This is a genomic window from Exiguobacterium acetylicum (assembly GCF_019890935.1).
Classification (GTDB): Bacteria; Bacillota; Bacilli; order Exiguobacteriales; family Exiguobacteriaceae; genus Exiguobacterium_A; species Exiguobacterium_A abrahamii.
This window is the reverse complement of record NZ_CP082333.1, coordinates 2,835,078-2,860,712: the sequence shown is the minus strand read 5'-3', so window position 1 is coordinate 2,860,712 and position 25,635 is coordinate 2,835,078. Positions and strand designations below refer to the sequence as shown.

27 protein-coding genes are annotated in these 25,635 nt (G+C 49.1%); 23 read left to right on the top strand and 4 right to left on the bottom strand.

The genetic code is table 11. The features are described 5' to 3' along the window. Positions 1-128 precede the first annotated feature (128 nt). The 4 genes from K7G97_RS14710 to K7G97_RS14695 all read right to left on the bottom strand — a co-directional run bounded on the left by K7G97_RS14710 (position 129) and on the right by K7G97_RS14695 (position 5,307). The gene (locus K7G97_RS14710; RefSeq protein WP_262415766.1) at positions 129-2,942 is read right to left on the bottom strand and encodes a sensor domain-containing protein; all 2,814 of its coding nucleotides are present in this window, start codon (positions 2,940-2,942) and stop codon (positions 129-131) included. Positions 2,943-3,111: 169 nt separating this feature from the next. Then, positions 3,112-4,086 (bottom strand): hypothetical protein, encoded by a 975-nt coding sequence (locus K7G97_RS14705; RefSeq protein WP_223040930.1) that lies wholly within the window; start codon positions 4,084-4,086, stop codon positions 3,112-3,114. Then, positions 4,079-4,945 carry an ATP-binding cassette domain-containing protein gene (locus tag K7G97_RS14700; protein WP_029342758.1) on the bottom strand — a complete coding sequence of 289 codons (867 nt, stop codon included), beginning with the start codon at positions 4,943-4,945 and terminating at the stop codon, positions 4,079-4,081. The genes K7G97_RS14705 and K7G97_RS14700 overlap by 8 nt, the downstream gene beginning before the upstream one ends. Next, on the bottom strand, positions 4,939-5,307 hold the full coding sequence (locus K7G97_RS14695) for a GntR family transcriptional regulator (protein ID WP_029342757.1): 369 nt from the start codon (positions 5,305-5,307) through the stop codon (positions 4,939-4,941). The genes K7G97_RS14700 and K7G97_RS14695 overlap by 7 nt, the downstream gene beginning before the upstream one ends. Before the next feature lie 156 nt (positions 5,308-5,463). On the opposite strand from K7G97_RS14695, the gene prfA reads away from it, so the two are divergent. The 23 genes from prfA (at position 5,464) to atpD (ending at position 25,628) form a co-directional block, all read left to right on the top strand. Continuing rightward, a complete protein-coding gene (gene prfA, locus K7G97_RS14690) occupies positions 5,464-6,522 on the top strand; it encodes a peptide chain release factor 1 (protein ID WP_047394495.1) in 1,059 nt (352 codons plus the stop codon). Continuing rightward, positions 6,522-7,370 (top strand): peptide chain release factor N(5)-glutamine methyltransferase, encoded by an 849-nt coding sequence (prmC, locus tag K7G97_RS14685; RefSeq protein ID WP_223040929.1) that lies wholly within the window; start codon positions 6,522-6,524, stop codon positions 7,368-7,370. Before prfA ends, prmC begins: the two co-directional genes overlap by 1 nt. Continuing rightward, complete coding sequence (locus K7G97_RS14680) at positions 7,367-8,365, top strand: L-threonylcarbamoyladenylate synthase (RefSeq protein WP_223040928.1); 999 nt, start codon at positions 7,367-7,369, stop codon at positions 8,363-8,365. Before prmC ends, K7G97_RS14680 begins: the two co-directional genes overlap by 4 nt. 17 nt (positions 8,366-8,382) lie before the next feature. Continuing rightward, entirely contained in the window at positions 8,383-8,898 is a 516-nt protein-coding gene (locus K7G97_RS14675; RefSeq protein ID WP_023469513.1) for a low molecular weight protein arginine phosphatase, read from the top strand. A gap of 5 nt (positions 8,899-8,903) precedes the next feature. Beyond that, positions 8,904-9,344 carry a ribose 5-phosphate isomerase B gene (gene rpiB / locus K7G97_RS14670; RefSeq protein WP_023469512.1) on the top strand — a complete coding sequence of 147 codons (441 nt, stop codon included), beginning with the start codon at positions 8,904-8,906 and terminating at the stop codon, positions 9,342-9,344. Continuing rightward, positions 9,344-9,883 carry a TIGR01440 family protein gene (locus K7G97_RS14665; protein WP_023469511.1) on the top strand — a complete coding sequence of 180 codons (540 nt, stop codon included), beginning with the start codon at positions 9,344-9,346 and terminating at the stop codon, positions 9,881-9,883. Before rpiB ends, K7G97_RS14665 begins: the two co-directional genes overlap by 1 nt. 111 nt (positions 9,884-9,994) lie before the next feature. Continuing rightward, positions 9,995-11,254, top strand: coding sequence for a serine hydroxymethyltransferase (glyA, locus tag K7G97_RS14660; protein WP_029342751.1), 1,260 nt, complete (start codon positions 9,995-9,997; stop codon positions 11,252-11,254). Between the two features lie 74 nt (positions 11,255-11,328). Continuing rightward, positions 11,329-11,997: a response regulator transcription factor gene (locus K7G97_RS14655; RefSeq protein ID WP_223040927.1), complete on the top strand. Its 669-nt coding sequence runs from the start codon at positions 11,329-11,331 to the stop codon at positions 11,995-11,997. Then, a complete protein-coding gene (locus K7G97_RS14650; RefSeq protein WP_223040926.1) occupies positions 11,994-13,349 on the top strand; it encodes a sensor histidine kinase in 1,356 nt (451 codons plus the stop codon). Before K7G97_RS14655 ends, K7G97_RS14650 begins: the two co-directional genes overlap by 4 nt. A 75-nt stretch (positions 13,350-13,424) precedes the next feature. Then, complete coding sequence (locus K7G97_RS14645; RefSeq protein WP_223040925.1) at positions 13,425-14,453, top strand: ABC transporter permease; 1,029 nt, start codon at positions 13,425-13,427, stop codon at positions 14,451-14,453. Then, positions 14,450-15,115, top strand: coding sequence for an ABC transporter ATP-binding protein (locus tag K7G97_RS14640; RefSeq protein WP_223040924.1), 666 nt, complete (start codon positions 14,450-14,452; stop codon positions 15,113-15,115). The genes K7G97_RS14645 and K7G97_RS14640 overlap by 4 nt, the downstream gene beginning before the upstream one ends. A 120-nt stretch (positions 15,116-15,235) precedes the next feature. Further along, a complete protein-coding gene (locus tag K7G97_RS14635; RefSeq protein WP_223040923.1) occupies positions 15,236-16,180 on the top strand; it encodes a hypothetical protein in 945 nt (314 codons plus the stop codon). Positions 16,181-16,249: 69 nt separating this feature from the next. After that, entirely contained in the window at positions 16,250-16,879 is a 630-nt protein-coding gene (gene upp, locus K7G97_RS14630; protein ID WP_058704132.1) for a uracil phosphoribosyltransferase, read from the top strand. Positions 16,880-17,004: 125 nt separating this feature from the next. Then, positions 17,005-18,138, top strand: coding sequence for a non-hydrolyzing UDP-N-acetylglucosamine 2-epimerase (gene wecB, locus K7G97_RS14625; RefSeq protein WP_223040922.1), 1,134 nt, complete (start codon positions 17,005-17,007; stop codon positions 18,136-18,138). 777 nt (positions 18,139-18,915) lie between these two features. Next, positions 18,916-19,134: an AtpZ/AtpI family protein gene (locus tag K7G97_RS14620; RefSeq protein WP_023469502.1), complete on the top strand. Its 219-nt coding sequence runs from the start codon at positions 18,916-18,918 to the stop codon at positions 19,132-19,134. Next, positions 19,131-19,517 carry an ATP synthase subunit I gene (locus K7G97_RS14615; RefSeq protein ID WP_023469501.1) on the top strand — a complete coding sequence of 129 codons (387 nt, stop codon included), beginning with the start codon at positions 19,131-19,133 and terminating at the stop codon, positions 19,515-19,517. Before K7G97_RS14620 ends, K7G97_RS14615 begins: the two co-directional genes overlap by 4 nt. An 8-nt stretch (positions 19,518-19,525) precedes the next feature. Next, on the top strand, positions 19,526-20,269 hold the full coding sequence (gene atpB, locus K7G97_RS14610; RefSeq protein ID WP_023469500.1) for a F0F1 ATP synthase subunit A: 744 nt from the start codon (positions 19,526-19,528) through the stop codon (positions 20,267-20,269). A 75-nt stretch (positions 20,270-20,344) separates the two neighbouring features. Then, positions 20,345-20,557 (top strand): F0F1 ATP synthase subunit C, encoded by a 213-nt coding sequence (gene atpE / locus K7G97_RS14605; RefSeq protein WP_023469499.1) that lies wholly within the window; start codon positions 20,345-20,347, stop codon positions 20,555-20,557. A 127-nt stretch (positions 20,558-20,684) separates the two neighbouring features. Then, a complete protein-coding gene (gene atpF, locus K7G97_RS14600; protein ID WP_223040921.1) occupies positions 20,685-21,218 on the top strand; it encodes a F0F1 ATP synthase subunit B in 534 nt (177 codons plus the stop codon). Next, positions 21,218-21,751 carry a F0F1 ATP synthase subunit delta gene (locus tag K7G97_RS14595; protein ID WP_023469497.1) on the top strand — a complete coding sequence of 178 codons (534 nt, stop codon included), beginning with the start codon at positions 21,218-21,220 and terminating at the stop codon, positions 21,749-21,751. Before atpF ends, K7G97_RS14595 begins: the two co-directional genes overlap by 1 nt. A gap of 19 nt (positions 21,752-21,770) precedes the next feature. Next, complete coding sequence (gene atpA / locus K7G97_RS14590) at positions 21,771-23,279, top strand: F0F1 ATP synthase subunit alpha (RefSeq protein ID WP_035395863.1); 1,509 nt, start codon at positions 21,771-21,773, stop codon at positions 23,277-23,279. Positions 23,280-23,321: 42 nt separating this feature from the next. Beyond that, positions 23,322-24,173, top strand: a complete 852-nt coding sequence (gene atpG, locus K7G97_RS14585; protein ID WP_058704130.1) for an ATP synthase F1 subunit gamma — start codon at positions 23,322-23,324, stop codon at positions 24,171-24,173. Between the two features lie 36 nt (positions 24,174-24,209). Beyond that, positions 24,210-25,628: a F0F1 ATP synthase subunit beta gene (gene atpD, locus K7G97_RS14580; protein ID WP_023469494.1), complete on the top strand. Its 1,419-nt coding sequence runs from the start codon at positions 24,210-24,212 to the stop codon at positions 25,626-25,628. Positions 25,629-25,635: the final 7 nt, after the last annotated feature.

The window sequence follows — 25,635 nt, the reverse complement described above, 5'->3', positions numbered from 1 at the left end:
CATAGGACTGAGCAAAAAAATGTAGTAATAATAGAATTTACCTATTCGTATAAAGAACTGAACAAAATAAAACAATGAACTAAAGTGTCCACTGTTTTATAGGATGTATAGAATTTTCAAATCAGTTTTTAGATATGATTCAGTCTTTGCATAGCTTCGAATACGTAGTGTGACTCTTTCATATTCATAAAGCGACATTCGTATTCAGTCAAACCATTTTCCAGTTCGAATGACTGATTAGGCTGAATGATAATGATGTGATCATTAATTTTTAAGGCAAGTTCGATTTCTTCATGAATCGGCAGGTGAAGTGAGGAATAGAATGAGACGGAATGTAAGGTTCCTTTAGAAATCAGGATATCCGTATAGCCGACATGAATTTGTTTTCCTTTTAATCGATGAATCGTAATGGAAGCCGTTACGGTTAATTGATGTGCAGTGACGCTCATTGCTTCAACAGCACTGACTTGACGTTCCTTAAGAGCAGACTCGAAATCGGCTTTAGGAAGAGGACGACTAAATAAATATCCTTGAATCGTCGTACAATCTAGCTGACGCAAATAATGCAACTGCTCCATTGTTTCTACACCTTCGGCAATCACGTCCATGCCGAATTCGTTGGCCATGAACAGTACACTTCGGACGACCGACTGTGTTTTTTTATCATGTGCCAAGGATGTAGCGAACTGTCGATCGATTTTGATCGTATCAATCGGATACTGTTGTAAATAAGAAATAGAAGAATAGCCTTTTCCGAAATCATCAAGTGCAATTCGAATGCCCATGGCACTCAGCATTTCTAAAGATTGATGGATTTTGGCGTTATCAAAGAGTACGTCTGTTTCGAGAATCTCGATTTCAAGCATTCCAGGTGAGATATCGAAACGGCGTAATGTTTCCTTGACGGTCTCAGCGAAGTTTCCATACATCAACCGTTTCGGAGAGACGTTAATGGAAACCGGAACAGCTGGAAGACCTGCTAGTACCCATTGGTTTATACTACGGCAGGTTTCTTCAAGAACCCAGTCTGCGATCAGGATATGCATATCACTCTCTTCAGATAAAGGAATGAAATCATTTGGAGGAATTCGTCCCCACTCTGGATGTTGCCAACGAACGAGTGCTTCCGCCCCGACGATGATGCCAGACCACGCATTCACTTTAGGTTGATATTCTAAAAATAGCTCGTCTCGACGGATCGCAGTTCTGAGACTGTTTTGAAGTTGATGCCTGCGATACGTCTCGATATTATATGTGGAAGAATAGACACTGTAGGAATTCGTCTTCGCACGACCAAGCGCGATATTGGCTGCCTTAATCAATTCATCTGGTTGAGAAGCATCTTCGGGATAACGACTAACCCCAATCGTCATTGAAGGATACCACTCGTAGGAATCCACTGTGATTTTTTCCTTGGAACTTCGAAGGAAGGTTTCGCAGACATGTTCAATGTCTGATTCACTGACGAGATGAGGAAGTAAGACGATATATTCATCTCCATACAAGTGACCGACATAAGTTTCTTTGGATAAATGATGTAATAGGCGCGTGGCAGTTTGTGTCAACCAACGATCTCCAATCTTATAACCGAAATCATGATTGATGGAACGCAGTAAATTGTAGCTGACTGTAAAGACGCTGAAGCACTCATATGTATCGATCCAGTGTTGAAGTTGTTCAAGGACAAGCGCACGGTTTGGTAGACCAGTCACTGGATCATGCATCGCGAGTTGGAAGATTCGCTCTTCTTGATGTTTTAGTTGTGTGATATCTTGAACGACACTTTGATAGGCGATGACGTGGTCCATTTCGTCACGTAGGGGTGTACGATGCTCAAGAATCCAAAATAATGTATGTTCGATCCTAATCCGATAAGCGATTTCAACATCGTGACCCGATAAGATGCGGGCATGTGCTGATTCGAGTTTTGTTTGGTCTTCCGGAACGACAATCTCTTGTAGCCATTCGATAGGGCGTGATTTGTATTCGGATAATAATCCGTTAAATAGATTTTCGAAGCCTTGCGTGGAAAAATCGATTTTTTTATCAGTTAGATTAAAACGATAAATAGCACTGGTAGCAACTTGTTGAAACGTCGAAAGTTTATGACGTTCGTCATGCAGCTGCCGATTTAATTGTTTATGATCGGAAAGGTTATAGATGGCACATGTAATTTCAGCATTGTCTCCGTCTTCGGGATTACGATAAGCACAACGGCAAAACACATCCTGATAGCCGTCTTGTGAGTGTAGGACACGTGTTTCGATTTCAAGAGGATCAGTGGTTTGTTGGAAGCGGAGAATATCTAAATAAGCTTGAAAAGCATCTATGTTATCCGGATGGATTAATCGTAATATACTCTTTTTATCAAAACGATCCAGTTGGCGATCGGAAATACCGAGTAATTCACCAAAAGACTGAGAGAAGCGTAATAAATAGCCCGCTTGGTTGAAAGTGGCAGTCGCGATACCAGGCAGGCTCTCGACGAGTTGATGATCGAAAGTAATGGACTCGACCTTAGACTTCAAGTGACGTGTTTGGGTGATGTCTCGAGCAATACCGTATGCTCCGACGATGAGACCTTGGTCAAAAATCGGAATGTTAGCAATCAACATCTCGAGATAATGACCCGACGCATGGCGAACACGTACGATATAATTGACACTCTTTCCTTGGAGGACTTCTTGGAAGTGCTCATTCGCGATACTATGATCGTCAGGATGAATGAAATGATTTTTGTGTCGCAGTAAATCTTGTTTTGTATAACCAAGTAATAACGTTGTTTTTTCATTCAAACTTGTTGTCACACCTGTAAGATCTAAAGTATAAACAGCGTCCGGATGATGTTCAATGAAGTTTGCATCAATCGATGTCGTGGACAGTACATCAGAAGAGGATTTTTTTGAAGAAAAAAGTGTTGCTAATCCTTTTTTTAGCGGCAAGGAAATCCCCCCTCGGTAAAATTTAAAATATATTATACATTTTTATTATATAACAATTATTTGGTTTTGAAATCATGATTTGCATGATTTTGAAATTAATAGAATTTAATACAGTAAATTAACAAAAAATAAACCGGAGTCGAATAAACTCCGGTTTAATCATTTAGAATTAGCGACTCCACCCAATCATCCGACGATACGAGCTAAACGTTGGCCACGCGAGAATCGCGATTGCGAGCCAGTACAGGAACTGATTCTCAGATGAGATCAGACCGATGATGCCGGCAAGCAGAATCGTCGTATAGATCGAGAAGGTAATGATGAGTGCTGGATGTAATTTCGGGAAAATCGTGAAACGACCGAGACGTTCGTTCGCACCTTTGACATAGAGGCGACTACCGAAAATTAGTAAGACGACCGTCAAGGCTAAACTGAACAACACAGCATAAGTGATATTGAACTCGGTATTGTACTCGAAGAAGAGCGCAAACGGCGTCGTGATCGTCATCAGGAAGCTTATAGGTTTGTCTAACTCTTCGTAGCCTACGCCGAAGCCCAACTGACCGATCGCATAGATGCTGAAGTATGTGAAGTAATTCAAGAACAAGAAGAATGTTCCGAGTAACAGTTGTCCGATGATGTCACCGGCAATCGTTCCGGCGAATAAGAAGATCGTCAAAATCGTCACATCAAATAGAAGGAATAGACCAAAATCTTGAAGGAGTGACGACCATGTGACGTAATCAAACGGATTGATACCGAATGCTTGCAGTAATGACCAGCTGGCGAAAAAGCCGATGATCGGGAAGACGATCAACGTCACAGTGCCAATCGCCCATTTAATCCAAAACAGCCAGACCTTCGAAAACGGCAACGCATGTAAGATCAGACTGCGACCACTTCCGCGTTCGGAACCGAGCATCAGGATTGCAAAGACGGCGATCAGAATGGCAGCGAATCCAGCGAAGAACGGACTGACGAGGACAGCTTGAATCGTTTCGGTTTGATAAGATGCTTCGTATGTTTCAAAGTCGTTGATGATGGTATAGCTACCAAAACCATAACTGAAGATCGCAAGGAGGATGAAACACGCAAGTGGCCAAATGCCTTGCTTGATGTGATAGCGGATCAATTGCTTAACCATGTCGTTTCCCTCCAAATGTCCCTAAGAAGTAATCTTCCATCTGCACCGGTAAAGCATCCTTTAAGAGAGGACGCGTCGTTTCAAGGTACTGCGCGCCTGCATCCGATAAGACGAGTAACGTCACGACCCGACCTGTTTGGGATAAGACATGGAGGTCAGCGTGTGACAATTCTGGAACGTCTTCATAGACGACTTGCCATTTCTGCATGCTAGCTTTGGCATCATCGAGTGCCTTCGGTTCGCGGACGAGATGTTTTTCAATCGTCATGACACGGTCGGCAAGGGAATCGAGTTCTTCGAGTTGATGGGAAGCAATCAGAACGGCTGTTTGACGCTCTGCGAGTAATGAGACGAGTTGTTTCAGATAATCACGTTTATTGATCCGATCAAGTCCATCGGTTGGTTCATCGAGCAACAGAACCGGGGCATTCGTTGCGAACGCGAGTTGGAGAAGGAACAATTGCGCTTGTCCCTTCGATAAAGAAGTGACGCGACGTCCGCGATCGAGATTCGACGAGCGGCAGTAGTTTTCGATATACGTCTTCTCGAAGTTTGGATAAAAGACGTGGTAGAAGTTGATCAGTTCACCGAGCGTCATCTGGCGGTAGACAGAGACAGAATCTGGAACGAGGAAAAGGTGCTCCCGCGTCTTTGGAACGTGATGGATCGACTCACCATTCCATTCGACTTTCCCGCGGGTCGGCTCGAGCGCTCCGACGAGTGTTTTCAGTAATGTCGTTTTTCCGGCACCGTTACGACCAATTAAGGCAGTAATCGTTCCTGCCGGCAGGGTGAAGGATGCATTTTCATAAATCATGGTACGGTCAATTTGTTTCGTCAGATGAGAAACGGTCAACATGAGGAATCCTCCCTTATGTGTAAGATATGTTGATAGAGTTCTTCGTTTGAGATGGATAATTCGTCGGCAATGGCACAAAGGCGGATGAGTGGATCTTGGATAGCGGCTTGTTTGACTTCATGAAGTGGGATGTCTGAGATGAAGGAGCCTTTACCGCGCATCGTGACGATGAAGTTGCGGCTCTCGAGTTCCTGATAGGCGCGGGAGACAGTGTTCGGATTGACAAGGAGTGTACCGGCAAGTTCACGGACGGATGGCATCTGTTCGCCGGAGCGGAGTAGACCACGGGCAATCGAGCGGATGATTTGAGCGACCAACTGTTCATAGATCGGTAACGGACTTTTCGGATCAACGGTGAACATTTCTTCACCTCCTTAAGTGTACTAATTCAATTAATACACCAATTATAGGAATTTAAAACCTGTCTGTCAACGTTTCTTTTCAAGAAGAGGATGACGCCATCGATCGCAATATTTGCTATACTGACGACAGAAGAATCGCCAGGAAGGATGACCGAGATGTTGGATCGATTGAGTGCGTTAGAGGACCGTTATGAAAAACTGAATGATATGTTGGCTGATCCAGCCATCATCAATGATACGAATCAATTGCGTGAGGTCTCAAAAGAGCAGTCACAACTTGCGCCGACCGTCGAGACGTACCGTGTTTATCGCGAGAAGATGGAAGCTTATCAAGAGGCACGTCAAATGTTGACAGATCCTGAGATGCGTGACCTTGCAAAGGAAGAAGTCGCGATGCTTGAACCGGAGATCAAAGAGCTTGAAGCCAAGCTGAAGGCTTTATTATTACCGAAGGATCCGAATGACGATAAGAACGTCATCGTCGAGATTCGTGGTGCAGCAGGGGGAGACGAGGCAGCCTTATTTGCGGGTGACCTTTTCAAGATGTACTCGAAGTTTGCTGAGAAACAGAGCTGGAAGATTGAGATCATCGATGCGAGCTACACGGAACTCGGTGGCTATAAAGAGATCATCTTTATCGTCAAAGGAACGGGTGCTTATTCGAAGTTGAAATACGAGAACGGGGCACACCGCGTCCAACGCGTTCCGTCAACGGAATCCGGCGGTCGGATTCATACATCGACGGCAACGGTCGCCGTGTTACCGGAAGCAGAAGACGTCGAAGTCGAGATCCACGATAAGGATGTCCGAGTTGATACGTTCACTTCGAGTGGACCGGGTGGACAGTCCGTCAATACGACGCAGTCCGCTGTCCGTGTCACGCACGTGCCGACGGGAATCGTCGCCAGCTGTCAGGATGAGAAGTCGCAAATCAAGAACAAGGAAAAAGCGATGAAGGTCTTGCGTGCGCGTGTTTACGATAAGATTCAACGCGAACAGCAAGCGGAGTATGATGAAAAACGGAAGTCGGCTGTCGGTACGGGTGACCGTTCAGAGCGGATTCGAACGTATAATTTCGCTCAAAACCGGGTGACGGATCACCGGATCGGATTGACGATCCAGAAGCTTGATCGAATCTTGCAAGGCGAGATGGATGAAGTCATCGATACGCTCGTCATGGAACATCAGGCGCGGGCATCGGAGGCGGCGAACTGATGCGGATCGCAAAACGTCTAAATGATGCAAAAACGATGATGGAACAAGCAGGACGCGAGGGTTCAAGTGCCGAATGGTTACTCATGCACGTCTTGGATGTCGATCGGACCGGACTCCTTGTCCGCTTGTCCGATGAATTGACACCGGAGCAAGATTTACGATTCAGTGAATACTTGCTTGCTCATGTTCACGGCGTGCCCGTTCAGCATTTAATCGGCTATCAGCCGTTTTACGGACGGGATTTCCGTGTCACACCGGATGTCTTGATCCCACGACCGGAAACGGAGGAGTTGATCGTCTTCGTGACGGAGCGTCTCAAACGTGAGTCGTTCACCGCGGGACAAATCGTCGACATCGGTACCGGTAGTGGAGCGATTGGAATCACGCTCGCCCTTGAACTCGAGCAACCGGTCACGACCGTCGATATTTCACCGGCCGCGATTGCGGTCGCGAAGCAAAATCAAGCAACGCTTGGTGGAGACGTGACGTTCCTTGAAGGAGATCTACTGGCACCACTTGCGGACGATTCCGTCCGGGTGCTCGTTTCGAATCCTCCTTATATCGAGGAAGAAGAATTACTCAGTGAAGTCGTGTTCGATCATGAACCGCATCTCGCCCTGTTTGGCGGAAAAGACGGTCTCGTCTTTTACCGACGTCTCGTCGAGGAGAGTGGACGGGTCCTACGCGACGATTTCCGATTGATTGCGTTTGAAATTGGACACAATCAAGGACCAGAAGTGCAAATGATGTTAAAAGAACGTTATCCAAATGCGGAAACGGGTATTTTAAAAGATATAAACGGTAAAGACCGTATCGTGTATGCGGAACGAAAGGATTGTACAGCGTGAAGACGGAAATGATTGACTTACAGACGATGGATGAAGCAGTTCGGTTATTGCAGGAAGGAGAGGTCGTGGCGATGCCGACCGAGACCGTCTATGGTCTCGCAGGGGACGCAACGAACGGAGCGGCTGTTCGGCGAATCTTCGCCGCGAAGGGTCGACCTTCTGACAATCCGCTGATTGTCCATGTCGCATCCGTAGAACAGGCACATCAGTTCGTCACGCACATTCCAGATGTCGCGGCACGTTTGATGGAGGTGTTCTGGCCAGGAGCCTTGACGATCATCCTCGAATCGAACGGCACCGCATCCACACTCGTCACAGCAGGACTAGATACGATCGGATTACGGATGCCAGACCATCCGCTCGCGCTTCGATTGATCGAGGCGACAGGGTTGGGTCTCGCGGCACCGAGTGCCAACCGTTCCGGAAAACCTTCACCGACGTCATCTGCGCACGTCGCACATGACCTCTCGGGGCGCATCGCTGCGATCGTCGATGGAGGGGAAACGGGCATTGGGGTCGAATCGACTGTCATCGATTGTACGATGACGCCACCGGCGATTTTACGACCGGGCGGCGTGACACGCGAACAAATCGAGTCGGTCATCGGTCCTGTCACACTCGATCCTGCCTTATCGATGAAAGATGTTACACCGAAGGCACCCGGGATGAAATATACCCACTACGCACCGGAAGCAACACTTTCCGTAGTTGAGGGAGATCTTTCATTCTTACAGCAACTCATCGATGATGCACGACAAACCGGACACAAGACGGGCGTCCTCCTGTTCGACGGGGAGGATGTCGACGCAGATGTTTGCTGCTCCCTTGGTGATTCGATGGAGACGGCGGCACAACGTCTTTACGATTGTTTACGGCGATTTGATCAGACGACGGTGGATCAGATTTTTGTACGAGACCTATCAGAAGAAGGGGTGGGGCTTGCGGTCCGCAACCGCCTCCATAAAGCAGCAGGTGGTCGGGTCATTCGCCCTTGAAGAAGGAGGATACGGAGATGAGCACACGTCGCGTTTTATTCATCTGTACAGGAAATACATGCCGTAGCCCGATGGCGATGGCGTTGCTACGCTCGAAAGTCGCTGATCAGGAATTCGACGTCCGTTCAGCAGGACTACGTTCGATGCAAGGATTTGATGCGTCCGAGAACGCCTTACAAGTGTTACGTGAGCGCGGGATCGAACTCGAACACTACACGCAAGTCTTTGATGATGTACTCGGACGTTGGTCTGACATCATCTTGACAATGACGCGTCAGCACAAGCAGGAAGTCGGTGAACGCTATCCGGAACTGAAGGAACGGACGTTCACCTTATATGAATATGTTACAGGGCTTGAACGGGACATCAACGATCCGTACGGCGGATCAATGAACGTTTACCGGCAAGTACGTAATGAACTCGAACCCCTCGTCAACCGTCTTGTGTTAAAATTGACGCAGAACGGAAACGGAAGAAAAGCTCCGGATACACGGAAACTTCCGAAAAAACAACCTAAACAAACGGGGGAATAGTAAAGATGAAAGTAGCAATCGGCGCGGATCATGGCGGTTTTAAGTTAAAGGCAGAAATCAACGACCTCTTACAAGAGCTCGGCATCGACTATACGGACTTCGGTACGCATTCAGCCGACTCGATCGATTATCCGGATGTCGCGATTCCAGTCGCTGAGGCAGTCGCAAGCGGAGAGTTTGATCGTGGCATCTTGATTTGTGGAACAGGGATCGGGATCGGAATCGCAGCGAACAAAGTCAAGGGCATCCGAGCAGCACTCGTCCATGATACGTTCAGCGCGAAAGCGACGCGTCAGCACAACGATTCGAACATCTTGACGATGGGCGAACGCGTCATCGGTCCAGGACTGGCTCGTGAGATTGCACAGCTTTGGCTTGAAACGGAATTCGAAGGCGGACGTCATGAGAACCGCGTTTGTAAAATCTCAGATTATGAGGTGAAGTAATGGACTTGACACGCATCCAGCACGATTTAGAAGAAGCACTGAACGCTCTGGATGAACGATTTTCCTTAAAAGGAAAATTGCTCGTGATCGGCTGTTCGACGAGTGAAGTCATCGGCAAACAAATCGGCAAGGCCGGTTCACCGGAAGTCGCGGACGCGTTGTTCGACGTGTTCGATGCCTTTCGTCGGTCGCACCAAGTCGATCTTGCCTTCCAAGGCTGTGAGCATATCAACCGGGCGCTGACGCTTGAGCGGCAAACGGCAGAACGACTCGGACTTGATCCAGTGACGGTCGTTCCCGTTCCAGAAGCCGGTGGATCGATGGCGAGTGCTGCCTATCAGCGCTTCTCGGCACCGGTCGTCGTCGAAGCGATTCAGGCAGACGCCGGGATTGATATCGGTGATACGTTCATCGGGATGCACTTGAAAGCTGTTGCGATTCCCGTGCGCTTGCCGCACAAGGAAATCGGTGAGGCACACGTGACGGCAGCCGTGACACGACCGAAATTAATTGGTGGAGCACGTGCTAAATACGAATGATTGATGCAAGGGGTTGCGCACCCCTTGCTTTTTTGATGTTGTTTTTAGGGATGCCGGGAACGAAACATTCGTGTTAAGATAGGTCTATCGAAATGAAATGGGGGAATTCAGATGGAACAAACACCGCTTACGTATCTGAAACAACAAGATGAGGCACTCTTTTCGGCAATGCGCCAGGAACTAGGTCGTCAACGGGATAACATCGAATTGATCGCATCCGAGAACTTCGTCTCGCAAGCTGTCATGGAAGCACAAGGCAGCGTCTTGACGAACAAGTACGCAGAAGGTTACCCAGGTCGTCGTTATTATGGTGGCTGTGAGTATGTCGATCTCGCTGAGAATTTAGCACGCGACCGCGCGAAGGAAATCTTCGGAGCGGAGCACGCGAACGTGCAACCACACTCGGGCGCACAAGCGAACATGGCAGTCTACTTCACGATTCTCGAGCAAGGCGATACGGTCCTCGGGATGAACCTCTCGCACGGTGGCCATCTGACGCACGGTAGCCCCGTCAATTTCTCCGGTGTCCAGTACAACTTCGTGGAATACGGTGTCGATCAAGAGACAGAGATGATTGATTACGACGTCGTCGCGAAATTAGCAGAAGAGCACAAACCAAAATTAATCGTCGCGGGCGCATCGGCGTATCCGCGCGTCATCGACTTCAAACGTTTCCGTGAAATCGCAGACAGCGTCGGCGCTTACTTGATGGTCGACATGGCACACATCGCCGGACTCGTCGCAGCAGGTCAGCACCCGAACCCGGTCGAGCATGCACACTTCGTCACGACGACGACGCATAAGACGTTGCGTGGTCCACGTGGTGGGATGATTCTCTGTAAAGAAGAGCATGCGAAAGCAATCGATAAAGCGATCTTCCCAGGCATCCAAGGTGGTCCACTCATGCACGTCATCGCCGCGAAAGCTGTCGCGTTCGGTGAAGCGCTTGCACCAGAGTTCAAGGACTATATCGGTCAAGTCGTCACGAACGCGAAAGTCCTCGGTGAGGAATTGACGAAGCGTGGACTCCGGATCGTCTCAGGCGGAACGGATAATCACTTGCTCCTCGTCGACTTGCAACCGCTCGGGATCACAGGGAAACTCGCTGAGCACGCGCTTGACGAAGCCGGCATCACGGTCAACAAGAACACGATTCCGTTCGACCCAGCAAGCCCATTCGTTACGAGTGGTATCCGGATCGGAACGGCAGCCATGACATCACGTGGCTTCAAGGAAGCTGAGATGAAAGAAATCGCCGAGTTGATCGAACTCGTCTTGAACCACCCAGAAGAAGCAGACGTTCTCGCACAAGCACGTGAGCGTGTCGTTGCGTTGACAGGTCGTTTCCCACTCTACCCAGAGCGCGGATGACTGTCATCCCCTTCGTCCTTTTCATTATGAGAAGGGGAAGGGGATTTTTGTTTGTCTAACAAAGGAGGCGTACGATGTATATTTTAGTCGTTGAAGATGACCCACATATCCAAGCACTTGTCTGTTCGACGTTACAAGCCGACGGACACTCCGTCCGAGCGACAGCAGCCGGAAACGAAGCGCTCGACTGGATAGAGACGATGACGTTTGAAGCAGCCGTGCTCGACGTCCTGCTCCCCGGGCAGACCGGACTCGTCCTGTGTGAGCGGTTACGGCAAAACGGGGACATCCCAATCTTGATGCTGACGGCGCTCGGTGAACTAACGGATAAGCGGGACGGTTTTGCAGCAGGTGCTGATGATTACATCACAAAGCCGTTCGATCCGGAAGAATTAGTGTTCCGCCTTCACGCCGTGGCGCGGCGCTATCAAAAAGCGGCGCAACCCGTTCTGCATCTCGGGGATGTCACGATCGATAAACGCAGTCAGCTCGTGACGATCCAGTCGACCGAGTGGACACTCCCGCGGCGCGAATTTGAATTATTACATCAGCTGGCAAGTTTTCCGGGACGGGTCTTCAGCCGCGAGGAATTGATCGAACACGTCTGGGGACTTGATTTCATGGGAGACGATCGGACGATTGATGTTCATATCAAACGACTTCGTGGACGCTTAAAGGAGACGAATCAGGTGAAGATCGAGACCGTTCGCGGACTCGGGTACCGGTTGGAGGTCGACGCATGAGGACCCTCTATACGAAAATCGTCGGACTCGTCTGTGTCGTCTTACTCGTGTCCGCACTGTTAGCGCTTTTAATCAGTAACATCGCCTACTATTCGTTCTGGCAGGACAGCTATAGCCAAAAAGTCGAGGAAGCGGTCGAGACAGCGATTGATTATTACGAGACGCATGGTGACGGAAAGACAGAGTCGTTTTACCGGATGTTACAAGCGACCGGCTTTCAACTGTATGTGCGCTCGGACGACGGAATCGAGCGGTATGGAAACACGTTTCGTGATGAAGCCATCTCGAATCAAGTCGTCGAGCAAGTGAAGAACGGACAACCGTACTACGGGATGCGTGAATACCCGTTCCATCTCTTCTTACTCGGTCTGTTTGATAATGAAGTCATCAATACGTACGGGACGTCGGTTAAGACGGCGCAAGGCACAGATGCGATCTTCGTCCGTCCGGACTTGAGTCGGCAAATCCGTGAGTTGCATCTGTTCGTTGGTCTGTTTCTCGCACTGCTTGTCGTGATCAGCTTCCTCTTGCTCGTCTTCTCGATCCGGTATCTCGTTCGTCCGATCCGGCGCCTGACAAAAGCGACGGAACAGATGGCGGACGGTGACTACGGAATCCGCGTCGGAACGAAGGCACGCGATGAGATTGGAGAGCTGTCCCGGCGATTTGACGAGATGGCAACGGCAATCGAAGCGTCTGATACGGAACGACGTCGGTTCGTCGCAAACGTCTCGCATGAATTCCAGTCACCGCTGACGACGATCTCGGGGTACGCGGGACAACTCGACGTGACGGGAGAAGACGTCAGGAGACGGGCGATCATTCAACAAGAGGCAGCGCGAATGTCGGAGCTGACGCGTCAATTATTGATCTTAGCGAAGCTCGATGAAGGACGGCGCTTCAAGCGGCAAGCGCTCGATCTACGCGCGAGTCTAGAGACGACACTCGCAACACTTGCCTTTCAGCTCGATGAGCAAGGCATCGCCGTCGCACTCGATGTATCGCCAGCGTTACAGATTCAGGCAGATGCCAGTGCGCTGGAACATGTCTTCCAAAATGTCATTCGAAACGCCGTCTCGGTCTCGAAAGAAGGAGCGACGATTCATATTCAAGCGGAAGAACAAGTGAACCAGGTCATCGTCCGAATCAAGGACGAAGGACCAGGGATGACTGAACAACAGATGGAACATGCCTTTGAACGCTTTTATCAAGGCGATGCATCCCGAACGTCGCGCGGGACGGGACTCGGGCTTGCGATCGTTAAAGAGACGATGCGCCAACTTGGTGGGGACGCGAACTTGTCGTCTGATTCATCCGGTCTGACTGTGACATTGACTTTTTTACGCATTTGATGCATGCGTTCATGTTCCGTTCATATAGCAGTCGTATCATCAATCCTGTAGCGAACATACAGGAGGGATCACGCAATGAAACTAGGATGGAAAGAACTCGTCCGGATGAAAGGACGATTCAGTTGGATGACGATCGTGACGATGTTGATCGTCTTATTGATTTTGATGATCACCGGTCTTGCGGACGGGCTGGCCTACGATAATGGGGCTGCCGTCCGGAATCTGCCGGTCGAGCAGTTTGCACTGAGTAAAGACGCGGAAGGGCAGCTGACCCGTTCGTTCTTACAGGCAGATGAGACACCAAAGGGAGCGGAAGCGCTCGGTGTCCAGAACATGGTGCTTGAAAAGAAGAATGGAACGAAGGATGACGTGACGGTCTTTGCGTTACCAGAGACGACGAATTATGGTCCAAAACAGCTGCAATCGTTGCAAAAAGGTGAAGTTCTCGTCGATGCTGCGTACGCGGAGCAACGCGGAACCCGTGTCGGCGATACGATCACCGATTTTCGGACGAAAGAGACGTTCCGGATTGCCGGTACAGTGACGGACGGACGTTATAGTCACGCACCAGTCCTTTGGATGACGGATGAATCATGGCAAGCGTGGCAATCAAAGATGGGCACGTCATATGTTTCAGCGTACATCGGTCAGTCGTTGCAAACGGATCAAGCCGTCTTTTCAAAACAAGCGGTCGTTGAGAATGTACCAGGCTATGCAGCGGAGCAAAACTCCTTCCAGATGATGCGGGTCGCGCTCGTCGTCATCGGGGCATTGATTCTGACAGCCTTCTTCTATATTTTGACGATGCAAAAGATGAAACAGCTAGGTGTCTTAAAAGCGATCGGCATTCGGACCCGGACGATGGGAACGAGTCTACTCGTGCAAGTCATAATTCTGACGAGCCTCGCCTTTGGTGTCAGCGTCGCGATCACCTATCTGACGAGTCGTTTCTTACCGGCGGATCTTCCCTTCCGTTTTGAATGGTCGACCAGTCTGATGTACGGCGGCATTTTACTCGTAACAGCGATCCTTGGTGCGCTCGTTCCGTTACGGATGGTCAAGAAACTCGAGGCAGCAGATGCGATGGGAGGAATGAACGGATGATTCGATTAGATCAGATTAAACAACGTTATGGTGAGATGACCGTCCTGCACGATATCAACTTACAAGCAGAAGCGGGTGAGTTGATTGCCCTCGTCGGACCGAGTGGTAGTGGGAAAAGTACATTGCTCCAGTTGCTTGGATTATTACAGACACCAACGAACGGTGCGGTCTACTTTGATGATACGTGCGTCAGTGAAGCAACGGACGAAGAACGTCGTCGCTTACGTCTCGAGGAAGTCGGATTCATTTTCCAGGAGTCGCATCTCGTACCATTTTTGACGGCGGGAGAGCAACTCGAACTGGTCGCCAAGGAAGCTGGACGAACAGTTGACGCGACAGCGGCGCTCGCTGTGTTCGGACTTGAGCACCGGAAAGATCATTTACCGCATGCCTTATCAGGTGGGGAACGTCAACGTGTGGCGATTGCGCGGGCCTTCGTGAATGAACCACGCCTTGTCCTTGCGGATGAACCGACGGCAAGTCTCGATTATCCGAACGGTCGCCGGGTGATGGAACTGTTGCAACAACAAGCGCATGAGTCGAACAAGACGGTCATCGTCATTACCCATGACGAACGGATGCTTGACGTCTGCGATCGGATTTGGCGGATTGAAGATGGAGTCGTGCAGGAATCCAAAAAAGATTTCGTACAGATGAAATAACAACTAAATTCCTTTTATTGAGCATTTTACAATATAAGTTTCTATTTGAATTTTATGTATTCACTTTTACTTTTTTTGTTATACTATATTAAATTATAGGGTGAAGGTGGAACGATGTGAATGAAACTTGAAGAATTTGCTCAAAAAGAAATAGAGAGCGTTGACCTCGAGCAACTATCAAGTTGGCTGGAGGAACAAAGTTTGTCCAAATGGAATTATAAAAAACTTGCGGAAGATTTTCAGGCGATCATCATCATGCAACAAGCGGGATTTTATGAGCAGGCAGATGAACGATTCACGCATTGGAAGAATAATCCGGTTCCAATTGAGATGTATCGTTATCGTATGGCAATCGCGGCTAGAGCAGGTGGGAAGAGGCTTGCGAAGAAGCGATTCAAGGCGTTGCCGGAGATGGCGAAACATCATAACTATATGAAGAACTGGAAAATGGTCACGCGACTAAATAAGAAATGGATTGCTAGTGCTGTTGTTGCTGCTGCATTAGCAGTCGGTTTATCTCAAATCGATTTTTCGAGTGATACGAAAGTAGTGGCGTCTGATCAACAGAAGAATGAACAGAAAATCGAAGTACTTTCTAAAGAGGTAACGACGTTAAAGCAGAAGAATGAGCAATTGACGAATGAATTAAAAAAACAACAGAAGCAGGTCGCGACAGCTAAACAAGCAGCACTCCTCGAGATGGAGCTGAAAGAAGCAAAGAATGCACTTGACGCGAAGCGTTATGGAGACGTCGACAAGGTGTTATCAAAAGAAGCCATCAGTAATCCGGAAACGGCTGCGACAGCTGCTTTTTATCAGCTGAAAGCGAAGCATCGTGTCTACAAATCACTTCCGAGACATTACACTGCCTATATTGCTACGTATCCAAAATCACCTCATATTCCGACGGTACTTTGGATGCAGGCTTTTCGTGAACGTGCCCTTGGTCAAGGGAATTATAAAGAGACGCTGAAAAAACTTGCGAAAATGAAAAATAGTCCAGAGGTAGTTGCTGCGAAAGATGTCTTGGCTGGAAAACGGAGCTTGAACGATCAAGACTTCTAAGAAAACAGTTTTCAAGATCCTATCTTTTAGAGTACAATGCGAAAAGAGAATGGAGAGGAGATGCAAGCAATGAGTAAAGTACATGTATTTGATCACCCATTGATTCAGCACAAGATGACGATCATGCGTAAAGTCGAAACAGGAACGAAACAATTCCGGGAACTTGTCGACGAGGTGGCTTCATTGATGGCATATGAACTCACACGTGACCTTCCACTCACAGATGTCGCGATCGAGACACCGGTCACGAAGACGACGCAGAAGATGATCGAAGGCAAGAAACTCGGGATCGTCCCGATTCTCCGCGCTGGTCTCGGTATGGTCGACGGCATGCTCCGCATGATGCCGAACGTTAAAGTCGGTCACATCGGTTTATACCGTGATCCGGAGACACTCGAGCCAACGGAATACTACCTCAAGCTCCCGACAGACGTCGCAGAACGTGATTTCGTCGTCGTTGACCCGATGCTTGCGACAGGTGGTTCGGCGGCAGACGCCATCTCCTCCTTAAAGAAACAAGGGGCAAAGAGCATCAAGCTCGCATGTCTCTGTGCAGCACCTGAAGGCGTCAAACGCGTTCAAGAAGAACACCCGGACGTCGACATCTATCTCGCTGCACTCGACGAGAAGTTGGACGACCACGGATATATCGTCCCAGGACTCGGTGATGCAGGAGACCGTCTCTTCGGAACGAAGTAAAAAACAGCAAGATACACAAAAAGACCGCAGACGATGATCTGCGGTCTTTTCGTTGCTATTTCGTAAACTGCGCAAGACTGCTGAAATATGCTTTAATGAAAAAAGGAAAAAAGGAGGAAGTCACCATGCCGATTACAGTCATGCCGATTTTCGGGACACGACCGGAAGCCATCAAGATGGCACCGCTCGTCAACGCCCTGAAGCAACACCCTGCTTTTGATGTTCATGTTACGATCACTGCCCAGCACCGCGAGATGCTCGATCAAGTGCTCGAACTGTTTGAGATTGAACCGGATCATGATTTGAATATCATGAAGCAACGTCAGACACTCGTTGATATTACGACGCGTGGTCTCGAAGGACTTGACGCTATCATGAAGGAAATCAAGCCGGACCTCGTCCTCGTCCATGGCGACACGACGACGACGTTCGTCGGAAGCCTCGCTGCCTATTACAATCAGATCGCGGTCGGTCACGTCGAGGCGGGACTGCGGACATATAATAAATACTCGCCGTTCCCGGAAGAGGTCAATCGTCAGTTGACGTCGACGCTTGCGGACTTACATTTCGCTCCGACAGCGCAAGCTGCAGCGAATCTTGCATCCGAAAATCGTCACGCTGGTGTCTACATCACAGGGAATACGGCGATCGATGCCCTGCAGACGACCGTCCAAACCGATTACGTCCATCCGATGCTTGAGACGGTCGGGGAACGGAAGTTGATCTTGATGACAGCGCACCGTCGTGAGAACCAAGGCGAAAAGATGCATCAGATGTTCCGAGCGATCCGTCGTCTCGTCGATGCGTTCCCGGATACACATGTCGTTTACCCGGTCCACCTCAATCCGGTCGTTCAAGAAGCAGCGAAAACGGTCTTTGAGGGGCATGACCGGATTTCGTTGATTGCTCCGCTCGACGTGTTCGACTTCCACAACTTCGCAAGTCGTGCGCATTTGATCCTGACTGACTCGGGTGGCGTACAGGAAGAAGCGCCGTCACTTGGTGTACCTGTACTCGTCTTACGCGATACGACAGAGCGTCCGGAAGGGATTGCTGCTGGAACGTTGAAGCTTGCCGGTACGGAAGAAGAGACGATCTATCAGATGGCAACGGAATTGTTGACGAACGAAACACTTTATCAAGAGATGGCGCATGCTTCGAACCCGTACGGAGATGGTCATGCCTCAGAACGCATCGTCCAAGCGATCTTGCATCACTTCGGTCAAGGGGAAGCTCCGGCACCGTTACTCACGCAATAAGAAACGACGATCACCCTCCGAATCGCTTATATTCACTTGCTTTCCTCAGGCGAGACGTAAGCCGCGCCTCCATCGTCCTTAGACGAGGAGTCGGGTCTCACTTGTCTCTGACAGCACAAAGACTTGTGCTTTTTCCTGTAGGAGTCGCGTGAAATAAGCGATTCTTTTTGTTTTAGTACATCTATTTGGACAAAAAGTTTTAGTTTATAGGAATAATATCTTTAAATCTTACCATTTCCGCTAAAATCAGCCCATTTGTTTAGAAAATGTAAAACCAGATGACCTTGAAACTGGAAAGGAAACGATGACGATTCAAGCTGTGACGTACCGCACGATTGAAAAAATGGAAATCGCTGAAATGTATTGTTACAAACAGATGTCAGAGCTGTTTTTATGTCCCGATTCGGAAGCGTTTTCAATTGTGAACAAAAAATGTTTTTTCACAAAATCGACACAAATCAATTTTAGAGGTCTTGTTTCGCTTTAACGGGCACGATATAACGTTACTATTCAACGGTTTTGTTCACCATATGAACAATCTCTTTAACCGTTGATAGTACTACATATTTTCTTCACATCTTCGTGAAATGACTTGCACGGATGACATCTGTGAAAACCTTATCAATCGTTGATATGTATAGGTTTTTCGGCTCTGTTTTTATTGTGAATTCATTTGACTATGAAAGCTGCTTCATTGTATTCTTGACTAGTATGAAAATCCGCAAATTGTGGGAAAGAAAAAGAACTCACAATTGGGAAAAAAGGGGGTCGTCTCTAGTGCGCCAAAGTGGGCTCGCGAAGAGTATGGTCATGGCCTCGCAAATTTCGACGGCACTGGCTGCACCGATCGTCATTGGCTTTTTGGTTGGGAACTATGGGGAACAACAACAATGGTGGGAAAAAATGGGTGCAACGTTCGCTGTGTTCATCGGGATTTTCATCGGCATTCTTTGCATGATCGCCATGATCAGGCACTTGTTAGGGGAGAAGACATGAACATCATCCTTCAAGATGCGTTGTATCGTGCGTACTTACGATGGTTTGGACTCTTTTATGGAATCCTGGCTGTCCTGCTGCTCATCGGACGCCCGAGTGACCCAGTCATCTATGGACTAGCACTTGGTGGAACTGGCAGCTTTCTGATCTTGACGCTTCAACGACTCAGCGTCGATCGGATGTATCGTGTAATCGAGACGGGGCGCAAGCCAGTGTCTCGAGGGACCGTTTCACGCATGGCGGTCGCGGTACTTTGTGTGATGATCGGTTTGAAATATCAAACTGAATTGTCATTAACTGCGGTGGTAATAGGCCTTCTCGCCGGCCACGTCATACAATTTTGTGAGTTCTTGACTCACGAACTCAAGCGGGAAAAGAGGTGAATAGTCAAATGAACCACGAAATGCCACTTTACGAAATCCCACTCTGGGGTGACTTCGTTCTGTACGGTAGCTGGACGAACTTGATCACAGTATTGATTGCTGCTGCTCTCGTCTTCTTGATTGCCGTGGCCGGTACGCGACGTCTTGTGATGAAGCCAACCGGTGCTCAAAACGTGATGGAGATGTTCCTTGAATTCGTTCGCGGAATCATCAGCAGCACGATGGACTGGAAAACAGGGGGTCGCTTCCTTACGTTCGGAATGACATTATTCCTGTTCATCCTTGTGTCCAACATCATGGGTCTCCCATTCAACGTCGTGACGGGACACTACATTTGGTTCAACTCACCAACTGCAGATCCTTACGTGACACTGGCACTTTCATCTCTCGTAGTAGTCTTAAGTCATTACTACGGTGTGAAGATGCGAGGCTTCGGCGCTTATGCGAAAACATTCATGACGCCGATGTTTATCATTACCATCATCGAGGAGTTTGCAAACACGTTGACGCTCGGTCTTCGTCTTTACGGAAACATCTTCGCTGGTGAAATCATGATCGGAATCATTCTTTCGATCGGTATCGTCTCTGGTACGAACGATTTCCAATTCCTCGGACCAGTTGGCGCGATCATATCGGGTATCCCGATGTTGATCTGGCAAGGATTCTCACTCTTCATCGGTGGTATCCAAGCGTACATCTTCCTTATCCTGACGATGGTTTACATCGGACATAAGGCAGCGCACGACCATTAATTCGAAGGTAAAGCATCCGCTTTTCCGATAACAGCACGACAAATCAATGAACATACTCTAGGGAGGCAATTTATCATGAATCTTATTGCAACAGCGATCATCATCGGACTCGGCGCACTCGGCGCAGGTATCGGTAACGGTCTTATCGTAAACGGTACAGTATTAGGTCAAGCACGTCAGCCAGAACTCAAAAACGAACTTCGTCAAACAATGTTCATCGGTATCGGTCTTGTTGAGGCACTTCCAATCATCGGTGTAGCGGTCGGTTTCCTTCTTCTCAACTCTTAATCCACGATTAACGAGAACGGACTACATAGGGCGCTATTCGTTCAACGTTTGAGTGAACCGTCACGGGAGCTTAGGCTCCCTTATGTAGATATTGAAGTTGAACCAACCACGAGGGGAGTGTAATCGAATGAATCTAACGTATCTTGCGGCAGGGGCTGGTGGCGAAAGCAACCAACTTTTATTAGCCAACATGATCGTCACGATCGTCGTTTTCCTCTTGCTCCTCATCCTCTTGAAGAAATTCGCATGGGGCCCGCTCGTCAACATGATGAAAGCGCGGGAAGAGCATGTGGCTAGCGAGATCAACTCGGCTGAAAAGAGCCGTAAAGACGCTGAAGTCTACGTAGAACAACAACGCGAAGAATTAAACAAGGCGCGTACGGAAGCACGCGACCTTTTAGAAGCATCACGCCGTCAGGCAGAAGCAGAGCAAGCACGTGCGATGGAGCAGGCACGTCTTGAATCCGAAATGAGTAAGGAAGAAGCTCGCCGTGCGATCGAACGTGAACGCGCTGAAGCACAAGCTGCTTTGAAGAACGATGTCGCTCTTCAAGCAATCGCTGCAGCACGCCACGTCATGAAAACACAGCTTGCGACAGACGAAGCCGCTCAAAAAGCACTCGTCGATCAATTCCTTGCTGATACTAAGGGCACGAACTAATGCGTGATCACGTAGCGGGACGCTACGCAAAAGCGCTCTTCGATCTTGCGCTTGAGCACCATGTGCTCGAGCAAGCAGAAGCTGATGTGCGGACGCTCGGCGAAGTGCTCCACGCAACACCAGAGCTCGCTTCGGTTTTAGATAACCCATCGATTTCTGCTGAAGAGCTCAAGCAAGTTCTTCAAACAAGCTTCACTGGCTTCAACTCGATCGTCTTGAACACATTGCTCGTCATGGTCGAAAACGACCGGGCGGCAGAGATCGTTACATTACCGGAACACTTCATTGCATTGTTGAATGAACACCGCAATGTCGCGACGGCAATCGTCACGAGTGCATACAAATTGTCAGACGAGGAACTCACGAAAGTGAAAGAGACGTTTGGCCAAAAATCAGGTAAAACGCTTGAAGTCGAGAACGTCGTCGACACGAGTGTCATCGGAGGACTTCGCGTTCAAATCGGTTACACGACATATGACGGTACGATCGAAACTAAACTAACGCGCCTTGAGCGTGAGCTGTTAAAAGCGTAAGAAAATAGGGGTGAAACGCATGAGCATTAGAGCTGAAGAAATCAGCGCCCTGCTTAAAGCGCGTATCGCGCAGTACGGTTCTACGATGGAAGTGAACGAGACAGGTACGGTCATCCAAATCGGTGATGGTATCGCTCGTGCACACGGACTCGACAACGTCATGTCGGGAGAGCTCGTAGAATTCGCTAACGGCACAATGGGCTTGGCGCAAAACTTAGAAGAAGGCAACGTCGGTATCATCATCCTCGGTGACTACCTTGAAATCAAAGAAGGCGACTCTGTTCGCCGTACGGGCCGCATCATGGAAGTACCAACTGGAGACGCACTCCTCGGACGTGTCGTCAACCCACTCGGTATGCCAATCGATGGTCTTGGTCCAATCGAAACAGAACACTACAACCCGATCGAGCGTAAGGCGTCTGGCGTCATGGCGCGTAAATCGGTACACGAGCCACTTCAGACAGGAATCAAAGCAATTGATGCCCTCGTTCCAATCGGTCGTGGACAGCGTGAGTTGATCATCGGTGACCGTCAGACGGGTAAAACGTCGATCGCAATCGATACGATCATCAACCAAAAAGAAGAAAACATGATCTGTATCTACGTCGCAATCGGACAAAAAGAATCAACAGTCCGTGGCGTCGTCGAGACGCTCCGTAAAAACGGTGCCCTCGATTACACGATCGTCGTTTCGGCAGCGGCTTCACAGCCAGCTCCACTTCTTTACCTCGCACCATTCGCAGGTGTCGCGATGGGTGAACACTTCATGGACCAAGGCAAACACGTTCTTGTCATCTATGATGATCTTTCAAAACAAGCAGCTGCTTACCGTGAGCTTTCACTTCTCTTGAAACGCCCACCAGGCCGCGAAGCTTACCCAGGGGATGTCTTCTACCTCCACTCACGCCTTCTTGAGCGTGCGGCGAAGTTGAACGACGAGCTTGGCGCAGGTAGTTTGACTGCCCTTCCGTTCATCGAAACACAAGCGTCGGATATCTCAGCTTACATCCCGACGAACGTTATCTCGATCACGGATGGTCAAATCTTCCTTCAATCGGATCTCTTCTTCTCAGGTGTCCGTCCCGCGATCAACCCGGGTCTCTCGGTATCGCGTGTAGGTGGTTCGGCTCAAGTAAAAGCGATGAAGAAGGTAGCGGGTACGCTCCGTCTTGACCTCGCATCTTACCGTGAGCTTGAAGCATTCGCACAGTTCGGATCTGACCTTGATAAAGCGACTCAATCGAAGCTTAACCGTGGTGAGCGGACAGTTGAAGTCTTGAAACAAGACTTGAACCAACCACTTACTGTCGATAAGCAAGTCATCATCATCTATGCCTTGACTCGTGGTCACCTTGATGATGTTGCTGTAACGGATATTCGTCGTTTTGAAAAGGAACTCAACCTCTGGCTCGATCAAAACCGCAAACAACTTTGCGATGAGATCCGTAAGACAGGTAACCTTCCAGCAGACGAAGAGCTCGTAGCAGCAATCTCAGAATTTAAGAAAACGTTCCAAGCGACGGTCTAATCCGGCGGAACGCTCTTGAAACTAACAAGGTGGTGAATCGAAATGGCATCGTTGCGCGAGATACAAACGCGGATCAACTCGACGAAAAGTACGAAACAGATCACGAAAGCGATGAACATGGTTTCGGCGTCGAAACTGAACCGCGCTCAAGCACATAGCGCGAAGTTCCAACCTTACATGCTGAAAATGCAAGAGGTACTCGGAACCATTGCGAATGGCACGACAGGTGCGAGCCATCCGATGCTCGAGAAACGTCCCGTCAAAAAGACGGGCTATATCGTCATCACATCGGATCGCGGCTTAGCTGGTGCATATAACGCCAACGTGCTGCGTGAAGTCTACCGGGAAATCAAAGAAAAGCATACTACGGACAGTTACGTTCTCTTCGTGGTCGGTAAAGTCGGTGTCCAGTTCTTCCGTTCACGCGGAATCACGGTCACGGATGCGATCACAGGCTTGAACGATTCTCCTTCGTATGTCGACGTCGCTGAGATCGTGAAGCGCACAGTGAGTGCGTTCACGATCGGCGAAATCGACGAGCTCAAGCTGTGCTACAACCACTTCTTGTCTGTCATCAGCCAGGAAGTGAAAGTCGAAACTCTTCTCCCACTCGGAGAAATCGAAGCTTCATCTTCGACGACTTATGAGTACGAGCCAAGCGAGGAACAAATCCTTGCGGAACTCCTCCCGCGTTATGCGGAGAGCTTGATCTTCGGTGCGCTTCTTGACGCGAAAGTAGCAGAACATGCGTCACGTATGACAGCAATGCAAAGTGCGACAGATAACGCAGATGACTTGATCGGTCGATTGACTCTCGTCTACAACCGAGCTCGACAAGCTGCAATCACGCAAGAAATCACAGAGATCGTCAGTGGGGCTGCTGCGCAGCAGTAATCCCGACTGGCGTAACGATAGGTAGGAGGAAACACGATGAACGAACTCGGTTTAAAAGGCCGCGTCGTCGCGGTCATGGGACCTGTCATCGACGTTAAGTTCGAAGGACACTTACCGAACATCTACAACGCGCTTCGTATTCAATATACGCCGCAAACTGTAGAAGAAGTGGCTATCGACTTGACGCTTGAGGTCGCCCTGCACCTTGGTGACGACGTCGTCCGTACCATTGCGATGGACTCTACGGATGGAGTACGCCGTGGAATGGAAGTACTCGATACGAATGCTCCAATCTCGGTACCCGTCGGAGAAGCGACACTTGGTCGCGTCTTCAACGTACTCGGTAACCCAATTGATGAAAAAGAAATCGCTGCTGACGTGGAACGTCTTCCGATCCACAAAAAAGCACCGACTTTCGATAACCTTTCAACGAAAGTTGAAATCCTCGAGACTGGAATTAAAGTCGTCGACTTGCTCGCTCCTTACATCAAGGGTGGTAAGATCGGTCTCTTCGGTGGTGCCGGTGTAGGTAAGACCGTCCTCATTCAAGAATTGATCAACAACATCGCCCAAGAGCACAGCGGTATCTCGGTATTCGCAGGTGTTGGTGAGCGGACGCGTGAAGGAAATGACTTGTTCCACGAGATGACGGATTCAGGCGTTATCAAACAAACAGCGATGGTCTTCGGTCAGATGAACGAACCACCGGGTGCACGTCTTCGTGTTGCCTTGACTGGTTTGACAATGGCAGAATACTTCCGTGATGAGCAAGGACAAGACGTTCTTCTCTTCGTTGATAACATCTTCCGTTACACACAAGCGGGTTCTGAGGTATCGGCCCTTCTCGGTCGTATGCCATCTGCCGTTGGTTACCAGCCAACACTCGCAACAGAGATGGGTATGCTCCAAGAGCGAATCACATCAACAAATAAAGGTTCGGTTACATCGATCCAAGCGGTTTATGTACCAGCCGATGACTATACTGACCCGGCTCCTGCGACGACGTTTGCTCACTTAGATGCAACGACGAACCTTGAGCGCCGTCTCTCTGAGATGGGGATCTATCCTGCCGTGGATCCACTTGCTTCGACATCACGCGCCCTTTCACCGGAAATCGTCGGCGAAGAGCACTACGGTGTTGCACGTCAAGTTCAGGAAACACTTCAGCGTTATAAAGAACTTCAAGATATCATCGCGATCCTCGGTATGGACGAGTTGTCAGAAGACGACAAATTGACTGTACACCGTGCGCGTCGTATCCAGTTCTTCTTGTCGCAGAACTTCCACGTAGCTGAGCAGTTCACAGGACAAAAAGGATCGTACGTCCCAGTTAAGGACACGATCCGCGGCTTCAAAGAAATCCTCGAAGGTAAACACGATGACTTAACGGAAGAAGCATTCCGTCTCGTCGGTCCGATCGAAGATGCGATTGAAAAAGCGAAGGCGCTTGTCTAAGTGACAA